This is a genomic window from Mucilaginibacter lappiensis, from assembly GCF_050433765.1.
In the GTDB taxonomy this organism is placed as follows: Bacteria; Bacteroidota; Bacteroidia; order Sphingobacteriales; family Sphingobacteriaceae; genus Mucilaginibacter; species Mucilaginibacter lappiensis_A.
In genome coordinates this window covers 670,736-688,137 of sequence record NZ_JBNPWP010000001.1, presented here as the reverse complement: position 1 = coordinate 688,137, position 17,402 = coordinate 670,736, and the positions used below count along the sequence as shown (strand labels likewise).

At 41.2% G+C, this 17,402-nt stretch carries 19 protein-coding genes; 17 read left to right on the top strand and 2 right to left on the bottom strand.

Annotated elements, in window-relative coordinates:
• Positions 1 to 127: 127 nt before the first annotated feature.
• Together M2273_RS02985 and M2273_RS02980 are read right to left on the bottom strand one after the other, a co-directional pair.
• A complete protein-coding gene (locus M2273_RS02985) occupies positions 128 to 1,459 on the bottom strand; it encodes a HupE/UreJ family protein (protein WP_429392813.1) in 1,332 nt (443 codons plus the stop codon).
• 17 nt (positions 1,460 to 1,476) lie between these two features.
• Complete coding sequence (locus M2273_RS02980) at positions 1,477 to 2,889, bottom strand: DUF3500 domain-containing protein (protein ID WP_429392811.1); 1,413 nt, start codon at positions 2,887 to 2,889, stop codon at positions 1,477 to 1,479.
• Positions 2,890 to 3,131: 242 nt separating this feature from the next.
• On the opposite strand from M2273_RS02980, the gene msrA reads away from it, so the two are divergent.
• The 17 genes from msrA to M2273_RS02895 all read left to right on the top strand — a co-directional run bounded on the left by msrA (position 3,132) and on the right by M2273_RS02895 (position 17,291).
• A complete protein-coding gene (gene msrA, locus M2273_RS02975) occupies positions 3,132 to 3,761 on the top strand; it encodes a peptide-methionine (S)-S-oxide reductase MsrA (RefSeq protein WP_429392809.1) in 630 nt (209 codons plus the stop codon).
• On the top strand, positions 3,758 to 4,279 hold the full coding sequence (gene msrB / locus M2273_RS02970) for a peptide-methionine (R)-S-oxide reductase MsrB (protein ID WP_429392806.1): 522 nt from the start codon (positions 3,758 to 3,760) through the stop codon (positions 4,277 to 4,279). The genes msrA and msrB overlap by 4 nt, the downstream gene beginning before the upstream one ends.
• 142 nt (positions 4,280 to 4,421) lie before the next feature.
• Complete coding sequence (locus M2273_RS02965; RefSeq protein ID WP_429392804.1) at positions 4,422 to 4,772, top strand: hypothetical protein; 351 nt, start codon at positions 4,422 to 4,424, stop codon at positions 4,770 to 4,772.
• Positions 4,773 to 4,891: 119 nt separating this feature from the next.
• On the top strand, positions 4,892 to 5,416 hold the full coding sequence (locus M2273_RS02960) for a DinB family protein (RefSeq protein ID WP_429392801.1): 525 nt from the start codon (positions 4,892 to 4,894) through the stop codon (positions 5,414 to 5,416).
• A 141-nt stretch (positions 5,417 to 5,557) separates the two neighbouring features.
• Entirely contained in the window at positions 5,558 to 6,019 is a 462-nt protein-coding gene (locus M2273_RS02955) for a DUF4268 domain-containing protein (protein WP_429392799.1), read from the top strand.
• A gap of 38 nt (positions 6,020 to 6,057) precedes the next feature.
• The gene (locus M2273_RS02950; RefSeq protein ID WP_429392797.1) at positions 6,058 to 6,750 is read left to right on the top strand and encodes an aspartate/glutamate racemase family protein; all 693 of its coding nucleotides are present in this window, start codon (positions 6,058 to 6,060) and stop codon (positions 6,748 to 6,750) included.
• A gap of 148 nt (positions 6,751 to 6,898) precedes the next feature.
• On the top strand, positions 6,899 to 9,361 hold the full coding sequence (locus M2273_RS02945) for a glutaminase domain-containing protein (protein WP_429392795.1): 2,463 nt from the start codon (positions 6,899 to 6,901) through the stop codon (positions 9,359 to 9,361).
• Between the two features lie 230 nt (positions 9,362 to 9,591).
• Entirely contained in the window at positions 9,592 to 10,911 is a 1,320-nt protein-coding gene (locus M2273_RS02940) for an MFS transporter (RefSeq protein ID WP_429392794.1), read from the top strand.
• Positions 10,912 to 10,924: 13 nt separating this feature from the next.
• Positions 10,925 to 11,653, top strand: coding sequence for a (Fe-S)-binding protein (locus tag M2273_RS02935; protein ID WP_429392792.1), 729 nt, complete (start codon positions 10,925 to 10,927; stop codon positions 11,651 to 11,653).
• 54 nt (positions 11,654 to 11,707) lie between these two features.
• Positions 11,708 to 11,992, top strand: coding sequence for a barstar family protein (locus tag M2273_RS02930; RefSeq protein WP_429392790.1), 285 nt, complete (start codon positions 11,708 to 11,710; stop codon positions 11,990 to 11,992).
• Positions 11,993 to 12,225: 233 nt separating this feature from the next.
• Positions 12,226 to 12,675 carry a cupin domain-containing protein gene (locus tag M2273_RS02925; protein ID WP_429392788.1) on the top strand — a complete coding sequence of 150 codons (450 nt, stop codon included), beginning with the start codon at positions 12,226 to 12,228 and terminating at the stop codon, positions 12,673 to 12,675.
• A 153-nt stretch (positions 12,676 to 12,828) separates the two neighbouring features.
• A complete protein-coding gene (locus M2273_RS02920; protein WP_429392787.1) occupies positions 12,829 to 13,359 on the top strand; it encodes a DinB family protein in 531 nt (176 codons plus the stop codon).
• 201 nt (positions 13,360 to 13,560) lie between these two features.
• A complete protein-coding gene (gene thrS / locus M2273_RS02915; RefSeq protein ID WP_429392785.1) occupies positions 13,561 to 15,486 on the top strand; it encodes a threonine--tRNA ligase in 1,926 nt (641 codons plus the stop codon).
• Position 15,487: 1 nt separating this feature from the next.
• Positions 15,488 to 16,054 carry a translation initiation factor IF-3 gene (gene infC / locus M2273_RS02910; protein ID WP_091207084.1) on the top strand — a complete coding sequence of 189 codons (567 nt, stop codon included), beginning with the start codon at positions 15,488 to 15,490 and terminating at the stop codon, positions 16,052 to 16,054.
• A 119-nt stretch (positions 16,055 to 16,173) separates the two neighbouring features.
• Positions 16,174 to 16,374 (top strand): 50S ribosomal protein L35, encoded by a 201-nt coding sequence (gene rpmI / locus M2273_RS02905; RefSeq protein WP_429392782.1) that lies wholly within the window; start codon positions 16,174 to 16,176, stop codon positions 16,372 to 16,374.
• A 78-nt stretch (positions 16,375 to 16,452) separates the two neighbouring features.
• Positions 16,453 to 16,797 carry a 50S ribosomal protein L20 gene (gene rplT, locus M2273_RS02900; protein WP_076369188.1) on the top strand — a complete coding sequence of 115 codons (345 nt, stop codon included), beginning with the start codon at positions 16,453 to 16,455 and terminating at the stop codon, positions 16,795 to 16,797.
• Positions 16,798 to 16,895: 98 nt separating this feature from the next.
• Positions 16,896 to 17,291 (top strand): hypothetical protein, encoded by a 396-nt coding sequence (locus M2273_RS02895; RefSeq protein ID WP_429392779.1) that lies wholly within the window; start codon positions 16,896 to 16,898, stop codon positions 17,289 to 17,291.
• Positions 17,292 to 17,402 lie beyond the last annotated feature (111 nt).

The following is a 17,402-nucleotide window of genomic DNA, read 5'->3' as shown; positions in this document are numbered from 1 at the left end:
GTATAACTCCCCCCTGGGGGAGGGAGATTGCATGGTGGCAGGGAGGGGTTTCTACGCACGATTAAACCTTATGCTCAATAAACGCCTAACTCACCTTAGGAATGAATCGCACTGTCCCCAAGCTTCATTACGAATGGGCTACGCGCCTTTTTAATGTAATGCTTGCCAGTGCCAAAACTGCCAGTATTAAGATCGCCCAGGGGGCTTGTTCTGCCTCCTTATTTACAAAAGCTGAAACAAAATTAGGCATTTGGGTAACACGCTCCCAGATCCATGCCATGGCAACTATGCCGGAGATAATGGCGCCGCCACCCCTTACATACTTATAGGTAGGTGTTTGGTTTAGTAAAATTAGCCAGGGAATAGTAATCAATACAACAAAAAGCTGCATCACCTCGATCCCCAAATTAAAGCCTAAAATACTTAGCGCCATAGTACCTGCACTCAATTTAAGGTTAGCTAATATAGATGCAAATGCTAAGCCATGTATTAAGCCAAAACCTGCCGCTACATACATTTCTTTCCCTGGAAAAATTGGCTTTATGGCATGAATTGCTGAAACCAGAATGGAAAATGCTATCAATATTTCTACCGGTTGTACAGGCAATCGTAACCAACCTAAAGCACCTATTAGCAGGGTAATAGAGTGGCCAATCGTAAACGAAGTAACAATTTTCAATAACCTCAGGATACTGTATTTTGTGCCGCCAAATTTTCCCCATTGTTTGCCATCTATCACAAGTGTGGCGGGCAATAGCAGCACGATCAAAAACAGTAAGTGATCGGTACCTTCTTTAATATGCTGCATGCCTAAAGCAAGCATACTTTTGAAACCCTTAAACCAGCTTCCCTGCTGCAAATTTATTTCCAAAGGATGTATCACATTAGCTTTGGTATCCCAGCTGATCACCATTGCGTCTGCCGAAGAGGTATTTAAATTTCCCGCCTCCCAATCGCTGCGGATGGAAACAAGGGCTGCATGGTTAATAACCTGGTGCATGATCACATCGTAATCGAGCATAAACTTCCGGGTACTTTCACCTGATTGCGGTATGATAACAACATTGGCAATTACTTCCCAATAATCCATACCGTTCTCAATATATTTTCCTTTGTCCATCCTCAAAGTTTCTATTTCAACCTGCCATGGGGCAGTTTTTTTCAAATAGGCATGTATGTGCGCTTTGAGGTATTCTTTTAACTGCGGCCCGAGCCTTTCAATAAGTGTTTCCGGGTTTTTAGATATATTATTGCCAAAAGCAAGTTCCAGTTCTGATAGCGGCATTTGCAGTTCCAGTGCAACCCTGTTCGGACTTGCATCTAAAAAAACAAGTGTATTAGGTGTTTGATGTGCACTGGAAATTGTTGGCCTTAATGCTGTAACAGCAAAAATAGTTACAAAAATAAACAGCCGCCAACTGTTTTTATGGCGACTGTTTATTGAAAAGATGTTGTGCATAATCTCCATAAATCTTTTTATAAACCTATATAATCACGGCTATGATCTCTCATAACGCTATGATAATGTATTTGTGAAGCGATCACCACACCTGTTTGGCAAATAAACTCTATCCAAACACTTGGTCCATCTATTCTTACATAATCAGTATTAGTTGTTAAAAATGAACTGGCTGTACCGGCAACAGCAGATGTATTGCTGGAGTAGCAGACATAAGTATTGGCAAGTTCATTTTGATAAATGGTGGTAAAAGCAGCCGCCGAAGTGGCATCCAGATCGTTAATCCATGGCACCATGGCTGCCAGCACTTTTGCCTGTGCGGCACTGCTCAATGTACTTACCTGAATTCCCTGTTTGGTGGTTGGGAATGTATTAGTGGTAGAGCCAGGTATCATCAAACAGTCTGAAAAAGTACCGGATATTTTTGCCGAAGCCAATTCGGTACTTGTGAAAGAACCAAGCATATTTTGCATAGCAGTATGCTCAGATTCCATTGGACCGCTATAGGTAGTTCCGCTTAAAGTAAATGAGCCTTTGGGTTCTACTCCCTGGTGCAAAGGTGTGATACTGGTAACGCTGCCGGCATCATAAGTAATATTTTGCGCGTAATGGTGCCCGCCTATTTGCAGCATCCATTTCCCTGTTGTAGTTGGGGTACCCAAAAACGCGATAACATAGTTGCCTGAAGAGTAGCCGGAAGCAGTTTGCCCCAGGTAGTCATCGGCAGCCATAATTTGCATGAATTCGTCATAACCTTCCCCGCTTGTTGTTCCAAAAGCCGCCTGTGCAACAGCTTTTGCAGCGGCTAACTGTGTGCTGCTTAAACTGCTAAATGCTAATCCGTTTCTGCACGAAAGCCCGCATGGCAGATTTGACCATCTTTTCGCATTGCTGAGGTTCAATGTAAGTACAACAGATGCTTGCTGTGTAGTAGTAAGCGTTGCTAAAAAAGCATTGGCTAAGCATACTACTTTTGATGCAATGGTTGTTGAGGTAGAGCAACCTGTTGTGGTACTTGCAGCATCTACAGTGACTGAAAAACTGCACGTTTGCCCACCAAAGGTAATAGCAAACGAGGCGGTACCCGTTGACGTTGGTGTACCGGTAATGGCATATGTGATGTTACCCGCGCCGCTGGCTAATGTACCCGCAGCTAAAGTTGCCGTTAGTCCGGAAACCCCGGTTGAAGCGATAGCGGTGCCTGCGGTATAAGTAGCGCCGTTGCCACCTGTATAAGGTATAGTAGCACTGCCGCTAAATGCTGTATTAACGGTTGCAGTTGATGACACTACTGCCGAACCACAAATTAAAGCCGAAACTGAAGCAGTGGTAGTTGTTGTAGTTGTTGTTTCGTTGCTCTTTTTACAAGCTACCAGGATGCAGACCGTTATTAGTAAGCTCACACCCGAGAAAAGTATTAACTTTTTCATGATTTAATAAGTTGTTTTAGTTTGCTTATCCGAAAGTATCGCCAATTTTTTCAGCCAATAAATATTATCGGTCAGCAGGATGAATGTGTCGATGAATGGATGCTGATCGACAATATTTTAATGAACACCAGAAGGATTTGGCAAAAGTGGGAGTGATCAGGCCGACTATAGGCTGAATGTCATGTACGGATCACATTTTTGCTTTATATATCTACCCGTTGTATTTTTACGTATTCTCTATTATGATCAAGAAATTTACAGGCTTGTTAGCCTTATTACTAACTACCGGTTTTGCGGTATTTGCCCTGCCTCATAGCAGGGTTGTAAAACCTTTGTCCAAAACAGACACAGCCACTTTTGCGACGGGCTGTTTTTGGTGTACCGAAGCGAAGTTTAAACAATTGAAAGGTGTTAAAACGGTCGTGTCCGGTTTTTCTGGCGGAACTGTAGCTAATCCCACCTATAAACAAGTTTGCACCGGAACCACAGGTCATGCCGAAGCCTGTAATATCATTTATGATCCGGCGCAGATTTCCTATGATGAATTGATCGAAGCGTTTTTTGTAGCACATGACCCAACCCAACTAAACAGGCAAGGGAATGATGTTGGTACACAGTACCGGTCAGCGATATTTTACCACAACACGGCTCAAAAACAAAAAGCAGAGTATTATATTGCCAAGCTGAATGCCGAGAAAGCTTATAAAAGCAAGATCGTTACCCAGGTAACGCCATATAAGGTATTTTATAAAGCGGAGGATTACCACCAAAACTATTTTGCACAAAATGGCAACCAGTCCTATTGTAAGTATGTGATCCAGCCGGAGCTGGAAAAGTTTAAAAAGGTGTTTAAAGACAAACTCAAAAAATGAGAACAGCCATCATTTTATCCTGGATCTTGACCATATCGACTTTTACTGCTTATTCACAACAGCTTAAAGCTAATAATGAACATAAAAATAATCCCTACTATTCTAATACAGATACCCGGCATTTGAATGTATCAAACGCCGAATGGAAAAAGATACTGCCACCAGCTTTATATGCCACCTCAAGGGAGCAGGCTACTGAGCAAGCTTTTACAGGTAAATTTTGGAATAGTACAGCGAAAGGAACCTATTATTGTGCGGTTTGCGGCAACAAACTGTTCCGGTCGGATGCCAAATTTGCCAGTGATTGCGGCTGGCCAAGCTTTTTTGAGCCGATTCGGAAAAACAGTGTGATTTACCGTGCTGATAATTCTTATGGGATGCAGCGGATGGAGGTGATCTGCGCACGTTGCGGCTCCCATTTAGGGCATATCTTTGATGATGGCCCTCCTCCAACACATAAGCGATTTTGCATGAATTCCGTTTCTTTGGATTTTGAGCTCGATGGGTTTGCTAAATAATGCTTATCTGGTAATGATCGCGTTCCGCACAAACCGATAACTTATTCAGTTATCGGTTTTTTTTATGCGTTAGAATAAATAAGAACCCGAACAATTACCCGGCTGATTTGTACTATGAATAGACGCCTAAATAAAGAATACTATGACACGTACAATAAGCCAAAGCATTAAAAAAGATAACGGTACCACAAGAAACATTATCATTGAGCCTGTAATGACGCAATCAGCAAATGATAAATTGGATCTTACCGGCATTTATACGCTTTATAAAGATACTGATAAGCAAAAAATGGACCTTTTGGAAATTCAGGAAATAGCCCCGGAAATTGGCGAAAGCAAACCATTGTTGGATGATAAAAACAATCCCGATTTTCTTGGCCAGATAATATTTAAAAATGACGGATCTGAGTGGCAGTATATAAAAGGATCACTATCAATAAATGAACTGGAACAGATCGTTTCATTTATACAAAACACCCATAGCCAAAATTAAATTATTGTTTCAGTTATCCGCTTCAATAAATTTATTTCAAAACCTCACCTCACTGTTGACATAGGGTTGTCATTAGCCATAGGTTTCTTTGTTCTGTAATCACTAAAACAAATAAAACCATGGAAACAAATGCAATTCATCAGCAAGTAAACGCTCAGGTTGAGCAGATCATTTCGTCCGAAGCTTTATTAGAACACTGGCAAGGCCACCGCCGTTTAACCAGGAAAACGATTGAAGCCTTTCCCGAAGATAAAATATTCAACTATTCAATAGGAGGGATGCGGCCTATGGCAGACCTGGCCTTAGAAATAATGGATCTCAGTAAAGATGGCATTGATGGTATTGTTACCGGCGAATGGAAACCGGTTGCAGAACTTGATCATGCTATAGAAAAAGTAAAATTCAAGTCTAAAATAGAGCTTTTGGAACTGTGGGATCAGATAACAGTACAAATTAACCAGGTATGGCATCAGATTCCGCAACAACGTTTCCAGGAAGTTGATCTGGCCTTCGGAGCCTATGAAGGGAAAATCATCGATCTGCTGCTTTACTTTATTGATAACGAAATCCATCACCGTGCCCAAGGTTACGTTTACCTCCGGTCGCTTGGTATTGAACCACCTGCATTTTGGAACAGGTGGTAAGCTTGGCTCTACATCTTACTCAAATGATTTCAGACACAAATGCAGGGCTTTACAAAGGGTTTCCTGCATTTGTGTTTTATAAAGATGAAGGGATTTATTTTCCCTAATTTTGGCGCTTAACTAAACAGCAAATCAAATAAATTGTACTCAAAAGACCAGGCATCACAAATCAGACAGGCTTTTTGGACCGCATTCGGACAATACATAGCGCCGCAATTATCGGCCGATGGCTTAAAAACCAACTGGATAAATTATAAAACCGGCATCAAGCATTTAAACTTTAAAATGCAGGCCGATAATCGTTCGGCATATATAGCTATTGAAATATCGCATCCCGATGCCGGGATGCAGGAACTTATATATGAACAGTTCAAGGAACTAAAGACTCTACTACATACTTATCTTAACGAAGAATGGGAATGGCAGCTTCACGTAACCGACGAAAACCGTAAAACTGTAAGTCGTATTATTAAAATTTTGCCTGCCACCAGTATCTTTAACCGCGACGACTGGCCTGCACTTATCTCGTTTTTTAAACCCCGTATTATTGCCCTTGATGAGTTTTGGAGCGTAGCCCAATATAGTTTTGAATTGTTTAAGTAAATCTGCACACGTCTATGCATTTTATTAGTTTTGACTAAATGAAAACTTTAGGACTAATAGGTGGTATCAGCTGGGTTTCAACTACAGAATACTACAGACATATAAACGAAGGCATCAACCTAAAATTAGGCGGCCTCAACTTTGCGCAATGCATTATTCACTCCTTTAATTATGCCGACATTGTGCATAATAATGAGACCAATAACTGGAAGTCGACATTGAACATGATCACCAATGCCAGTTTAAATTTAAAACAAAGCGGAGCCGACGCCATTTTGCTTTGCGCCAATACCATGCACAAAATAGCTGATGAGCTGGAGCAAAACATTCAGCTGCCTGTTATAAACATTGCTACCGAAACTGCCCGCGAAATTGAGTGCAAGGGCCTTAAAACAGTCGGGTTGCTGGGAACAAAATTTACCATGGAGTTGGATTTTTTCAAAGATAAACTGACGCAGCATGGCATTAAAACCCTTATCCCGGGTGATGAAGACCGGGCCTTTATACACCATACCATTGCCGACGAATTGGGTAAAGGCATATTTAAACCCGAAACCAAAGAGCGCTATCTGTCAATTATTGATCAGCTGATAGCCGCTGGTGCCGAAGGGGTAATATTGGGTTGTACAGAAATTCCCTTACTCATCAGCAATCATGATACCCCAGGTACATTGTTTGATACTATGCTCATTCATTCCAAAGCGGCAGTTAAATTTGCTTTGGGTAACTAAAATATACGTGTAAGGCACATCTTCTACATATCGTCTCAATTAATCGTCGAATTGACGCTTTTTGTAAAAGTCTGTCCGTTTTAAAAAAGAAAATACAAATATTTACAGTGCTTAATTTACTATATTGCATTAACCACTTATAAAACACATGAAAAGGTTTTCATTAATTGCCGGCATGGTAATCACCGGTCTTTTTGCCCGGGCACAGGCTACCAAAGCACCGGCTTATCCACTTATTACACACAATCCTTATTTCAGTATCTGGTCGTTTTCTGACGAACTTAATGAGTCGACCACCCGGCATTGGACAGGTAAAGATCAGTCATTATTAGGTTTAATAAAGGTAGATGATGTTGTTTACCGCTTTATGGGTAAGGAATCTGCTGAGTATAAAACCGTATTGGCCGCTGCTAATGAAAAACCATACACCTGTAAGTACACTGAAGCAGAACCGACCAAAGAATGGGCAACTGCACAATTTGATGACAGTAGCTGGAAAACCGGCACAGCTCCGTTTAGTGATGACAAATCAGCGGCTAAAACATTGTGGACAAGCAAGAATATCTGGGTACGGAGAACTTTCACCATCAACAACCTCGACTTTAATAAACTTTCACTAAAACTGCACCATGACGATGATGTAGAGATTTACCTTAACGGCGAGAAAATAGCGGAACAAAGTGGTGCAAATGGCGATCTGCAGTATTTTCCACTTAATGCTGATGCTGTAAGTAAATTAAAAAAGGGCGAAAACGTACTGGCTTTACATTGTACCAATACCGGCGGTGGCGCATGGCTTGATGCTGGCCTTGCCGATGAGTTAAAACCCACTGAACATGCAGCTTTAGAAACAGCGAAGCAAACAAGCGTGACTTTGAATGCTACCCAAACCATTTATAACTTTAAATGTGGCAAGGCCGATCTCCAGCTCGCCTTCACTTCACCACTACTCATGAATGATCTGAGTATCTTATCAAGACCTGTATCTTATATCAGTTATAAGGTTAAATCAAATGATGGCAAAGCGCATAATGTAAAAGTTTATTTCAGCGCATCTACCGATGTGGCCAGGAACACACCACAGCAAGTCATAACTACACAGCAATATACAACCAATACACTGACTATTTTAAAGGCAGGCACAGTTGAGCAACCTGTTCTGCAAAAGAAAGGTGATGACCTGCGTATTGACTGGGGTTATATGTACGTAGCTGTACCCAAAACGGCTAAGGCTTTACAATATGTAAGCACTGGTAAGGAAGCAGTTAATTCTTTTTTTAGTGGCGATAGCAAATCGACCGCCAAAGAGGGGAGTAGTTTGGTTTTAAATACCGTGATACCTTTTGGTATGGTAGGTAAAATGGCTATCGAAAAGTTTGTGGAGCTGGGTTATGATGATATTAATCCGGTACAATATTTCCATACCAATTTAAAGCCCTGGTGGCAAACAGCACAAACCAAAACCATTGAACAGGTATTGGCTAAAGCTGCTTTGGAGTATTCGGTGGTGTTGAAAAAGTGCGGGGTGTTTAATGCCTCTATGTATAAGGACACTAAAAATGCAGGAGGCGAAGATTACGCAAAGCTTTGTGTACTTGCTTATCGCCAGAGTATTTCTGCCCATGCACTGGTAAAAAGTCCGAAAGGAGAAACATTGTTCCTGTCAAAAGAAAACTTTAGCAATGGGTCTATCAATACTGTTGATGTTACTTATCCGTCAGCTCCATTATTCCTGATCTATAATCCTAAGCTGATGGAAGGAATGCTTAACGGTATTTTCTACTTTAGTGAAAGCGGAAAATTTGCACATGATTTCGCCGCGCATGACCTGGGTACCTATCCTTTGGCTAATGGTCAAACTTATGGAGAAGGTATGCCTGTTGAAGAATCAGGCAATATGTTGGCATTAACAGCCGCTATAGTCAGAGCGAATGGCAATAACCCGGAGTATGCCAGAAAACACTGGAAAATATTAACTGCCTGGACTAATTATTTGGCGAAGGAAGGATTAGATCCGGCTAACCAGCTATGTACAGATGATTTTGCGGGTCACCTGGCACGCAATGCCAATTTATCGGCAAAGGCCATTGTTGGGATGGGCTGTTACGCGCATTTAGCCGACCTGCTTGGTCAAAAGGATGTGGCTGCAAAATACAAGGCAATGGCTAAAGAAATGGTTGCCAAATGGATGCAAATGGCCGATGCCGGCGATCATTATTCTTTAGTGTTTGATAAAAAAGATACCTGGAGCCAGAAGTATAATATAGTTTGGGATAAAATATTAGGATTAAATCTATTCCCACAGTCTGTTTATGACCGTGAGGTTAAATTTTATCTCACCAAACAAAATGAATATGGTTTGCCACTTGACAGCCGTAAAACCTATACAAAAAGTGACTGGATCATCTGGACAGCTACCTTAGCTAACAAAAGGGCTGATTTTGAAGCTTTGGCCAACCCGGTTTATAAATACGCTATCGAAACACCGACCCATGTACCTTTAAGTGACTGGCACGAAACCACTAATGGCAAACAGGTAGGTTTCCAGGCACGCAGTGTGGTAGGAGGGTACTTTATAAAACTACTACAGCAAAAATGGGCCAGTAAGTAGAGTATTAGAGTCAAGAGAAAAGAATCAAGAGACAAGATAAAACATACGTCATTGCGAGGTACGAAGCAATCTCTACACAGGCAGGTCGGTCAATTAAGGTCGCTCTGTATAGCTTAGAGATTGCTTCGTACCTCGCAATGACGCTTTTTATTATTTAGCATAAGTACACATCAACTCTTATCTCCTGATTCTTTTTGGAAGCTCCAAAAATTGCATACTTTTATTGTTCAATGGAAACCAAAAACAATAAGAAAGTCATCAGGGCCTGGGCTATGTTTGATTGGGCCAATTCGGCTTATAACCTGGTCATCACTTCCACCATTTTTCCGGCCTATTATGTGGCTATTACGGCAAACGCTAAAAATGGCGATAGAGTTATGTTTTTTGGCAAAAGCTTTATTAATACTGCACTATCTAACTACGCCCTTGCCGCTGCCTACATGATCATGGTTTTGCTTTTACCCATACTGTCGTCCATTGCCGACTATAGGGGTAATAAAAAAATATTCATGCAGTTTTTTACCTGGTTGGGTTCCATGTCATGCTGTGGCTTGTTCTTTTTCGGGGCCGATAACCTGGAGTTTGGCATCATTTGTTTTGCTCTTGCAGCTATTGGTTATAGTGGTGGTTTTGTTTTTTATAATTCTTACCTGCCTGAAATTGCCACCCTCGACATGCAGGATAAGGTAAGCGCTAAAGGTTTTACCTATGGTTATATTGGCAGTGTTATTTTGCAGGTTATATGTTTGGTTTTTGTGCTTTCGCCTAAAACCTTTGGCTTAACCAATGGCAAGGCGGCCCAACTATCCTTTTTACTGGTGGGTATTTGGTGGATAGCATTTGCCTATATACCATTTTTTGTATTGCCAAAGGGCAGTCCCAATGCGCAAACCCATCGCCATAATATTATAAAAGGGGGCTTTATTGAACTGGCTAATGTTTGGGCAAAGGTTAAAACCATGCCCTTATTAAAAAAGTTCCTGCCTGCATTTTTCTTTTACTCCATGGGGGTGCAAACCATTATGCTGGTTGCCGCCGGTTTCGGGGCCAAAGTATTAAAAATGGAAACCAGTGGCCTGATCGAGATCATCCTCATTATACAATTAGTAGCTATCGGCGGCGCTACATTAATGTCGCGTTTATCGGCTATTTATGGTAATGTAAAAGTTTTGCTGATGGTAGTTGTCATTTGGATAGGGGCATGTATAGCGGCTTATTTTATAACCACCATCCCACAGTTTTATATGCTGGCCATTGTGGTTGGTTTAATTATGGGTGGTATACAGTCGCTTTCAAGATCAACTTATTCTAAATATTTACCCGAAAACATTCCGGATACTGCATCGTTCTTTAGCTTTTATGATGTAACCGAAAAGCTGGCAATAGTAGGGGGCATGTTCAGTTTTGCATTTATCGAAGAGTTAACAGGTAGTATGCGTAATTCTGCATTGGCATTATGCGGTTTCTTTATAATAGGATTGGTATTATTGCTTTCTTTGTTATCGGCAGAAAAAAAGATTAAGAAAAATATGGAATTTAGCGCCGTGTAATTTTGTGTAAGAGATGAAGATAGAGTTATTTGTCCCCTGTTTTATTGACCAATTATTTCCTGATACTGCTTTTAATACTGTGAAGGTGCTGGAAAAGGCAGGCTGTAAAGTTAGTTTTAACCCAAACCAAACCTGCTGCGGTCAGCCGGCCTTTAACGCTGGTTTTTGGGACGATGCCAAAGCCGTTGGCAGTAAATTCCTGAATGATTTTTCGGACGATAGCGTAATCGTAACTCCATCGGCTTCCTGCACCGGTATGGTTAAAAATTATTATAATGACCTGTTTACCAATACAGCCGTGCACAACAAGTGCCGAAACATACAGGGCAATATCTATGAACTGTCTGATTTTTTGGTGAACATCCTGCAGTTTGATTATTTCGGTGCCGAACTGGACGGCAAGGCTGTTTACCATGATAGCTGCGCAGCCCTGCGTGAATGTAAAATAAAGAACGAACCCCGTCAGTTGCTCTCTAAAGTGCTCGGCCTTGAATTGTTGGAGCTAAAAGATAGCGAAACCTGCTGCGGATTTGGTGGCACCTTTGCTGTTAAGTTTGATGGTATCTCCACCGCCATGGCCCAGCAAAAAGTTGATAACGCGCTGGCAGTAGGAGCAGAATACATTATATCAACAGATGCTTCGTGTTTACTGCACCTGCAAAGCTATATCGATAAAAACAACCTGCCTATTAAAACCATGCACCTTGCCGATGTGCTGGCATTGGGGTGGGGGAATGTGTAGTTTTTGATTTCGAAATTGAGATGTTCGATTTCGGATTGATCGTTATAAAAATTTATGGATATAATTATTGAAGGGGAACGAATTACAACAATAGATGATTTTCACCTGGAGATTAAAAAAAAATTAGGATTTCCGGAATACTATGGTGAAAACTTGAATGCTCTTTGGGACTGTCTTACAAGCTCGATTGACCTCCCCGTTACATTAATCTGGAGGAATTTTGATATTAGTAAAGCAAACCTGGAAAATGAATTTAATAGCATTATTGATCTTTTTTCGTCGGCAGAAAAGGAAATCAATGGCTTTAGTATAAGATACGAAAATACTCCGCCCATTTAAGCGTGCATGTTTGAATGATTCCCTACCGCAAGCGTCCTACTCGCAGTTTTTTCGTGTAATGAATATCTTAAAATAGCTGCATAATTACCACAAACGGAACGCTTGCGGGAGCAGCAACACGCATGCGCCAGCGGAGATATCACTTATACTATACACCCTAATTGGGGATGGCTCTAACCAGGTTTAGGGATTTATACAATTGTTTAATCTGTCGATTTTTGAAATAAAAATCCATGAAAAATAACTTTTGGCTACTTGGTATCCATCGCAACATTATAGCCGATGGTGATGATACAGATGGACAATATGATTTTATTGAGGGGGTTGCACAACCAGGTTCCAAGACCCCGCCGCACATACATCATCAATACGCAGAGACGGAATATGTTATAGAAGGTGAGCTAACCATATTTACCGATACAGGCACTATTGTTCTTCATCCGGGACAGGGGTATACTATTCCAAAAGGGAAGCCGCACGCTCTGGCAGCAACAGGGCAAATTCCAACCAAAACGATCACCGTATTTTCACCCTCGGGCTTTGCAAAAGTGATCAGAGCTGCCGGCATTCCGGGTATATTAACGGATGGCTTGCCTGATAAAAAAACCGACATGGAACTTTTTAATACCTTATCCAGCGAAATTGGGGATGTTACCCTTAGGCCTGATACGTTTATAGTTTAAAGTGCTCGTTAAACGTTCCGTCTTTTGTACTCATGCTATTGTAAGCGTCCCGCTTTTGGTTTTTGTGAGTAATGAATATTTAAAACGAACGTATTCCCATAAGGAATACGTTCGTTTTTTTGGTAATTTATAATTCAATCCGCAAATTTGATCATGAGAATAATATCACCGCCTCGACCGGGAGAGTATCCGCCTTATGCCATCATGTATATGAAACTGCTACCCACAGATGGGCTTATTCTAAAATATCTGCGGAATAATTTTAATATGGTAAAGCAGTTGATATACTCGTTGCCCGAAAGTGTTTTGTACCATAGGTACGCGCCGGGCAAATGGAGTATTAAAGAAGTATTGGTACATATTATTGATGACGAACGCATTTTTGCCTACCGCGCCCTGCGATTTGCGCGCAATGAAAAAAATAACCTGATAGGCTTTGATCAGGATGCGTATGCTACCTATTCTGATGCTGATAACAGGGATCTTGATAACATTTTTGAGGAGTACGAAGCGGTGCGGAGAGCAACCATAGCTTTATTTAATGGCTTGCCCGATGAGGCTTTTGACAGGATGGGTCATGGTACCGGTACAGCCAATGACGCCACTGTAAGGGCTTTGGCCTATCACATTGCTGGGCATGAACTGCACCATATCAATATCATTAACGAGAAATATTTAAAATAACACTTAGTCATGCCGAACTTGTTTCGGCATCCCATCTGAATAGCGATAACCAGCGCGAGAGATCCTGAAATAAATTCAGGATGACGGGTTTAAATGGCTGTAATTTGTCAAATAAATCCCTATTTTTGCACCTCAAAATATACGATCACTTTGTAGGTGATTGTTAAACGTAATTTTATAAAATTTAAATCATAGTTGTAGATGATTAGTATTACACTTCCCGATGGCTCCGTTCGTCAGTATGACAAAGGGGTTACTTCTATGCAGATCGCGCAGTCGATCTCTGAAGGATTAGCACGTAACGTATTAGCAGCCGAAGTTGATGGTCAGGTTTGGGATGCCAGCCGCCCCATTGAGCAGGACGCCCATGTTAAATTATTAACCTGGAACGATACTTCGGGTAAATCGACTTTCTGGCATTCATCGGCCCACTTAATGGCCGAGGCGCTGGAGGCTTTATATCCGGGTACAAAATTCGGTATAGGCCCTGCCATTGAAACCGGATTTTATTATGATGTTGATTTTGGTGATAAGATACTGTCTTCTGATGAGTTTAAGCAGATAGAAGATAAAATAATTGAGTTGGCCAAAACCAAAGAAGAATACATACGTAAACCGGTAAGTAAAGCCGATGCCATTGAATATTTTACTGAAAAAGGTGATGAGTATAAGCTTGACCTGATCAAGGACCTTCCCGATGGCTCCATCACTTTTTATACACAAGGTAATTTTACCGACCTATGCCGCGGACCTCACATTCCAAACACTGGTTTTATAAAAGCGGTTAAGCTGATGAGTCTTGCCGGTGCCTACTGGCGTGGTGATGAAACCCGTAAGCAGCTTACACGTATTTACGGTGTTACTTTCCCTAAGGCCAGTGAGCTTACTGATTACCTGCACATGATTGAAGAAGCTAAAAAGCGCGATCACCGCAAGCTGGGTAAAGAACTGGAACTATTTGCCTTTTCTGAAAAAGTAGGTATGGGCCTGCCATTGTGGTTACCAAAAGGTACCGCATTACGCGAGCGTTTGACTAACTTTTTACAAAAAGCACAGGTTAAAGCCGGGTACGAGCAGGTAATTACACCACATATTGGGCATAAAAACCTGTACGTAACATCGGGACACTATGAAAAATATGGCGCCGATTCATTTCAGCCCATAAAAACCCCGCAGGAGGGAGAGGAGTTCTTCTTAAAACCGATGAACTGCCCGCACCACTGCGAGATCTATAAAACTAAACCACGTTCGTACAAAGACCTTCCGGTACGTTTAGCTGAGTTTGGTACTGTTTACCGTTATGAGCAAAGTGGTGAGCTACATGGTTTAACACGTGTACGTGGCTTTACTCAGGATGATGCGCACTTATTTTGCCGCCCCGACCAGGTAAAAGAAGAGTTTATGAAGGTAATTGACCTGGTATTGTATGTTTTTAAAGCCCTGGGCTTTGAAGATTACACTGCACAGATCTCCCTGCGCGATCCTGAAAACAAGGCAAAATACATTGGTACAGACGAAAACTGGGCTTTGGCCGAATCAGCTATCATTGAAGCAGCCGAAGAGAAGGGTTTACGCACCGTAACAGAGCTTGGTGAAGCCGCGTTTTACGGCCCTAAGCTTGACTTTATGGTGAAGGATGCGTTAGGCCGTAAATGGCAACTGGGCACCATACAGGTAGATTATAACCTGCCTGAGCGTTTTGAGCTGGAATATACAGGCAGCGACAACCTGAAACACCGCCCGGTAATGATCCACAGGGCACCTTTTGGTTCCATGGAACGCTTTATTGCCGTATTAATTGAGCATTGCGCGGGTAATTTTCCGCTGTGGTTATCGCCAGAGCAGTTCATTATCCTCCCGATATCAGAAAAATACGAGGAATATGCAAAAAAACTTTCTGATGTGTTAAAAGATTCCGATATTTGCGGGCTGATTGATTTTAGAGACGAGAAGATAGGGCGGAAGATACGCGATGCTGAAGTCAAGAAGATCCCTTATATGTTGATTGTAGGTGAGAAAGAGGCAGCCGAAGGCATGGTTTCTGTCAGAAAGCATGGTCAGGGTGACTTAGGGAGCATGAGCATAGAAGATTTTAAAGAACAAATAACTAAAGAAATAAAAGTATAACTTGGCATTAAACAAACCTTTCAATAGAGGACCAAGGCTTCCTTTTAAGAAAAAAGAAGCTGAACACAACATTAACCAATTCATCAGAGCTCAGGAAGTTCGTCTGGTAGGCGATAACGTAGAGCAGGGAGTTTACTCTTTAAGAGATGCACTGGCAATTGCACAGGAGCAGGAATTGGACCTGGTTGAAATATCTCCAAACGCTGTTCCACCGGTTTGTAAAGTAACGGACTATAACAAGTTCATTTACGAACAAAAGAAAAAGCTGAAAGAGATCAAGAGCAATGCCAAGCAAACAGTTATTAAGGAGATCCGTTTCGGGCCTAATACTGATGATCATGACTTTGAGTTTAAATTAAAGCATGCCATCAAGTTTTTGGAATCCGGCGAAAAGGTAAGAGCTTACGTACACTTTAAAGGGCGTGCCATTGTATACAAAGAGCAGGGTGAAATATTACTGCTGCGTTTTGCACAGGCGCTTGAAGAAGTTGGTAAGGTGGAGCAATTACCAAAGCTTGAAGGAAAAAGGATGTTTTTAACCCTTGCTCCAAAGGCTGCTAAAAAATAGATTTAAGATGTGCAGCTGTGCAAATTTCAGATTTACACAGCCTCACTATCTAATATAAAGACATTTACAAGTCTGCAGGGTTGCACATTTGTAAGTTAAACAAACAAATAAATAAAGTTATGCCAAAAATGAAAACCAATTCCAGTGCTAAAAAGCGTTTTAAGCTTACTGGAACCGGTAAAATCACAAGAAAGAACGCATACAAAAGCCACATCTTAACAAAGATGTCAACAAAACGTAAGCGTAACCTTGGTCACACCAGTTTAGTATCTGATGCTGATTCAGGAAACGTAAAACGTATGCTTTGTATCGGAAAGTAATTCACAAATTTTTTAACCAGGTATTAGAGTTTTAAGTTCTGTTGTAAAAGCAGGCACTCACTACCAAAATCAAACAAGATGCCACGTTCAGTTAACGCAGTAGCGTCGAGAAGACGCAGGAAAAGGATCATGAACCTCGCCAAAGGTTATTGGGGTTCAAGAAGCAAGGTTTATACCGTTGCAAAAAACACAGTTGAAAAAGGTTTACAGTATGCTTATCGTGACCGTAAAACCAAAAAAAGAGAGTTCAGAGCTTTATGGATACAGCGTATTAACGCAGGTGCCCGTCAGCACGGAATTTCTTATTCACAATTAATAGGCAAATTAGCAGCAAAAGAGATCGGTTTAAACCGTAAAGTATTGGCTGATTTAGCAATGAATCATCCAGATGCTTTCAAAGCCGTGATTGATGCAGTAAAATAATTAGCGCAAGCTTTATAAGAAAAAGCCTTCTGTTAACTCAGGAGGCTTTTTTTGTTTTAATAGGTTTTGGTACTATCTTGTATTAAATTCCTGAACCAATGAAACCTTTACAAAATTTAGCATTACTGGTAGTAGTCATTTTTACCTGCACCAATTTAACGCGGGCCCAAACAAAACTGGATAAAAAGTCATCAACTATAATTGTTACTTATGGTTATGTTGGCTGCACCTGCGCGCAATGGGTTATTAATGATAGCCGTATAAAAACAATCGATGCAGAATACATTTACCTGGAACCTGCAAATAGCAAACTAATTGACGCTGATAACCTACCTGACGGTCTCCATATCACAAATGTTAAAGTAACGGGACATTTTTATATGAAGAAAGGATATCCTAAAAATTTTATTGTTGGAAAGGGCGATCCAAAACCTGCGCGTGTATTCAGGTATGATAAAATACAAAAGCTCAGGGGAAAAGATAAAAACATTTAATAAAATGCCGCAATTAGCGGCCTTTGTGGTTTGTAGTAAAAATGCACTGTCATGCTGAACTTGTTTCAGCATCCCACTTGCAAGTAACAAGGCGTAGATATGGCATATGAG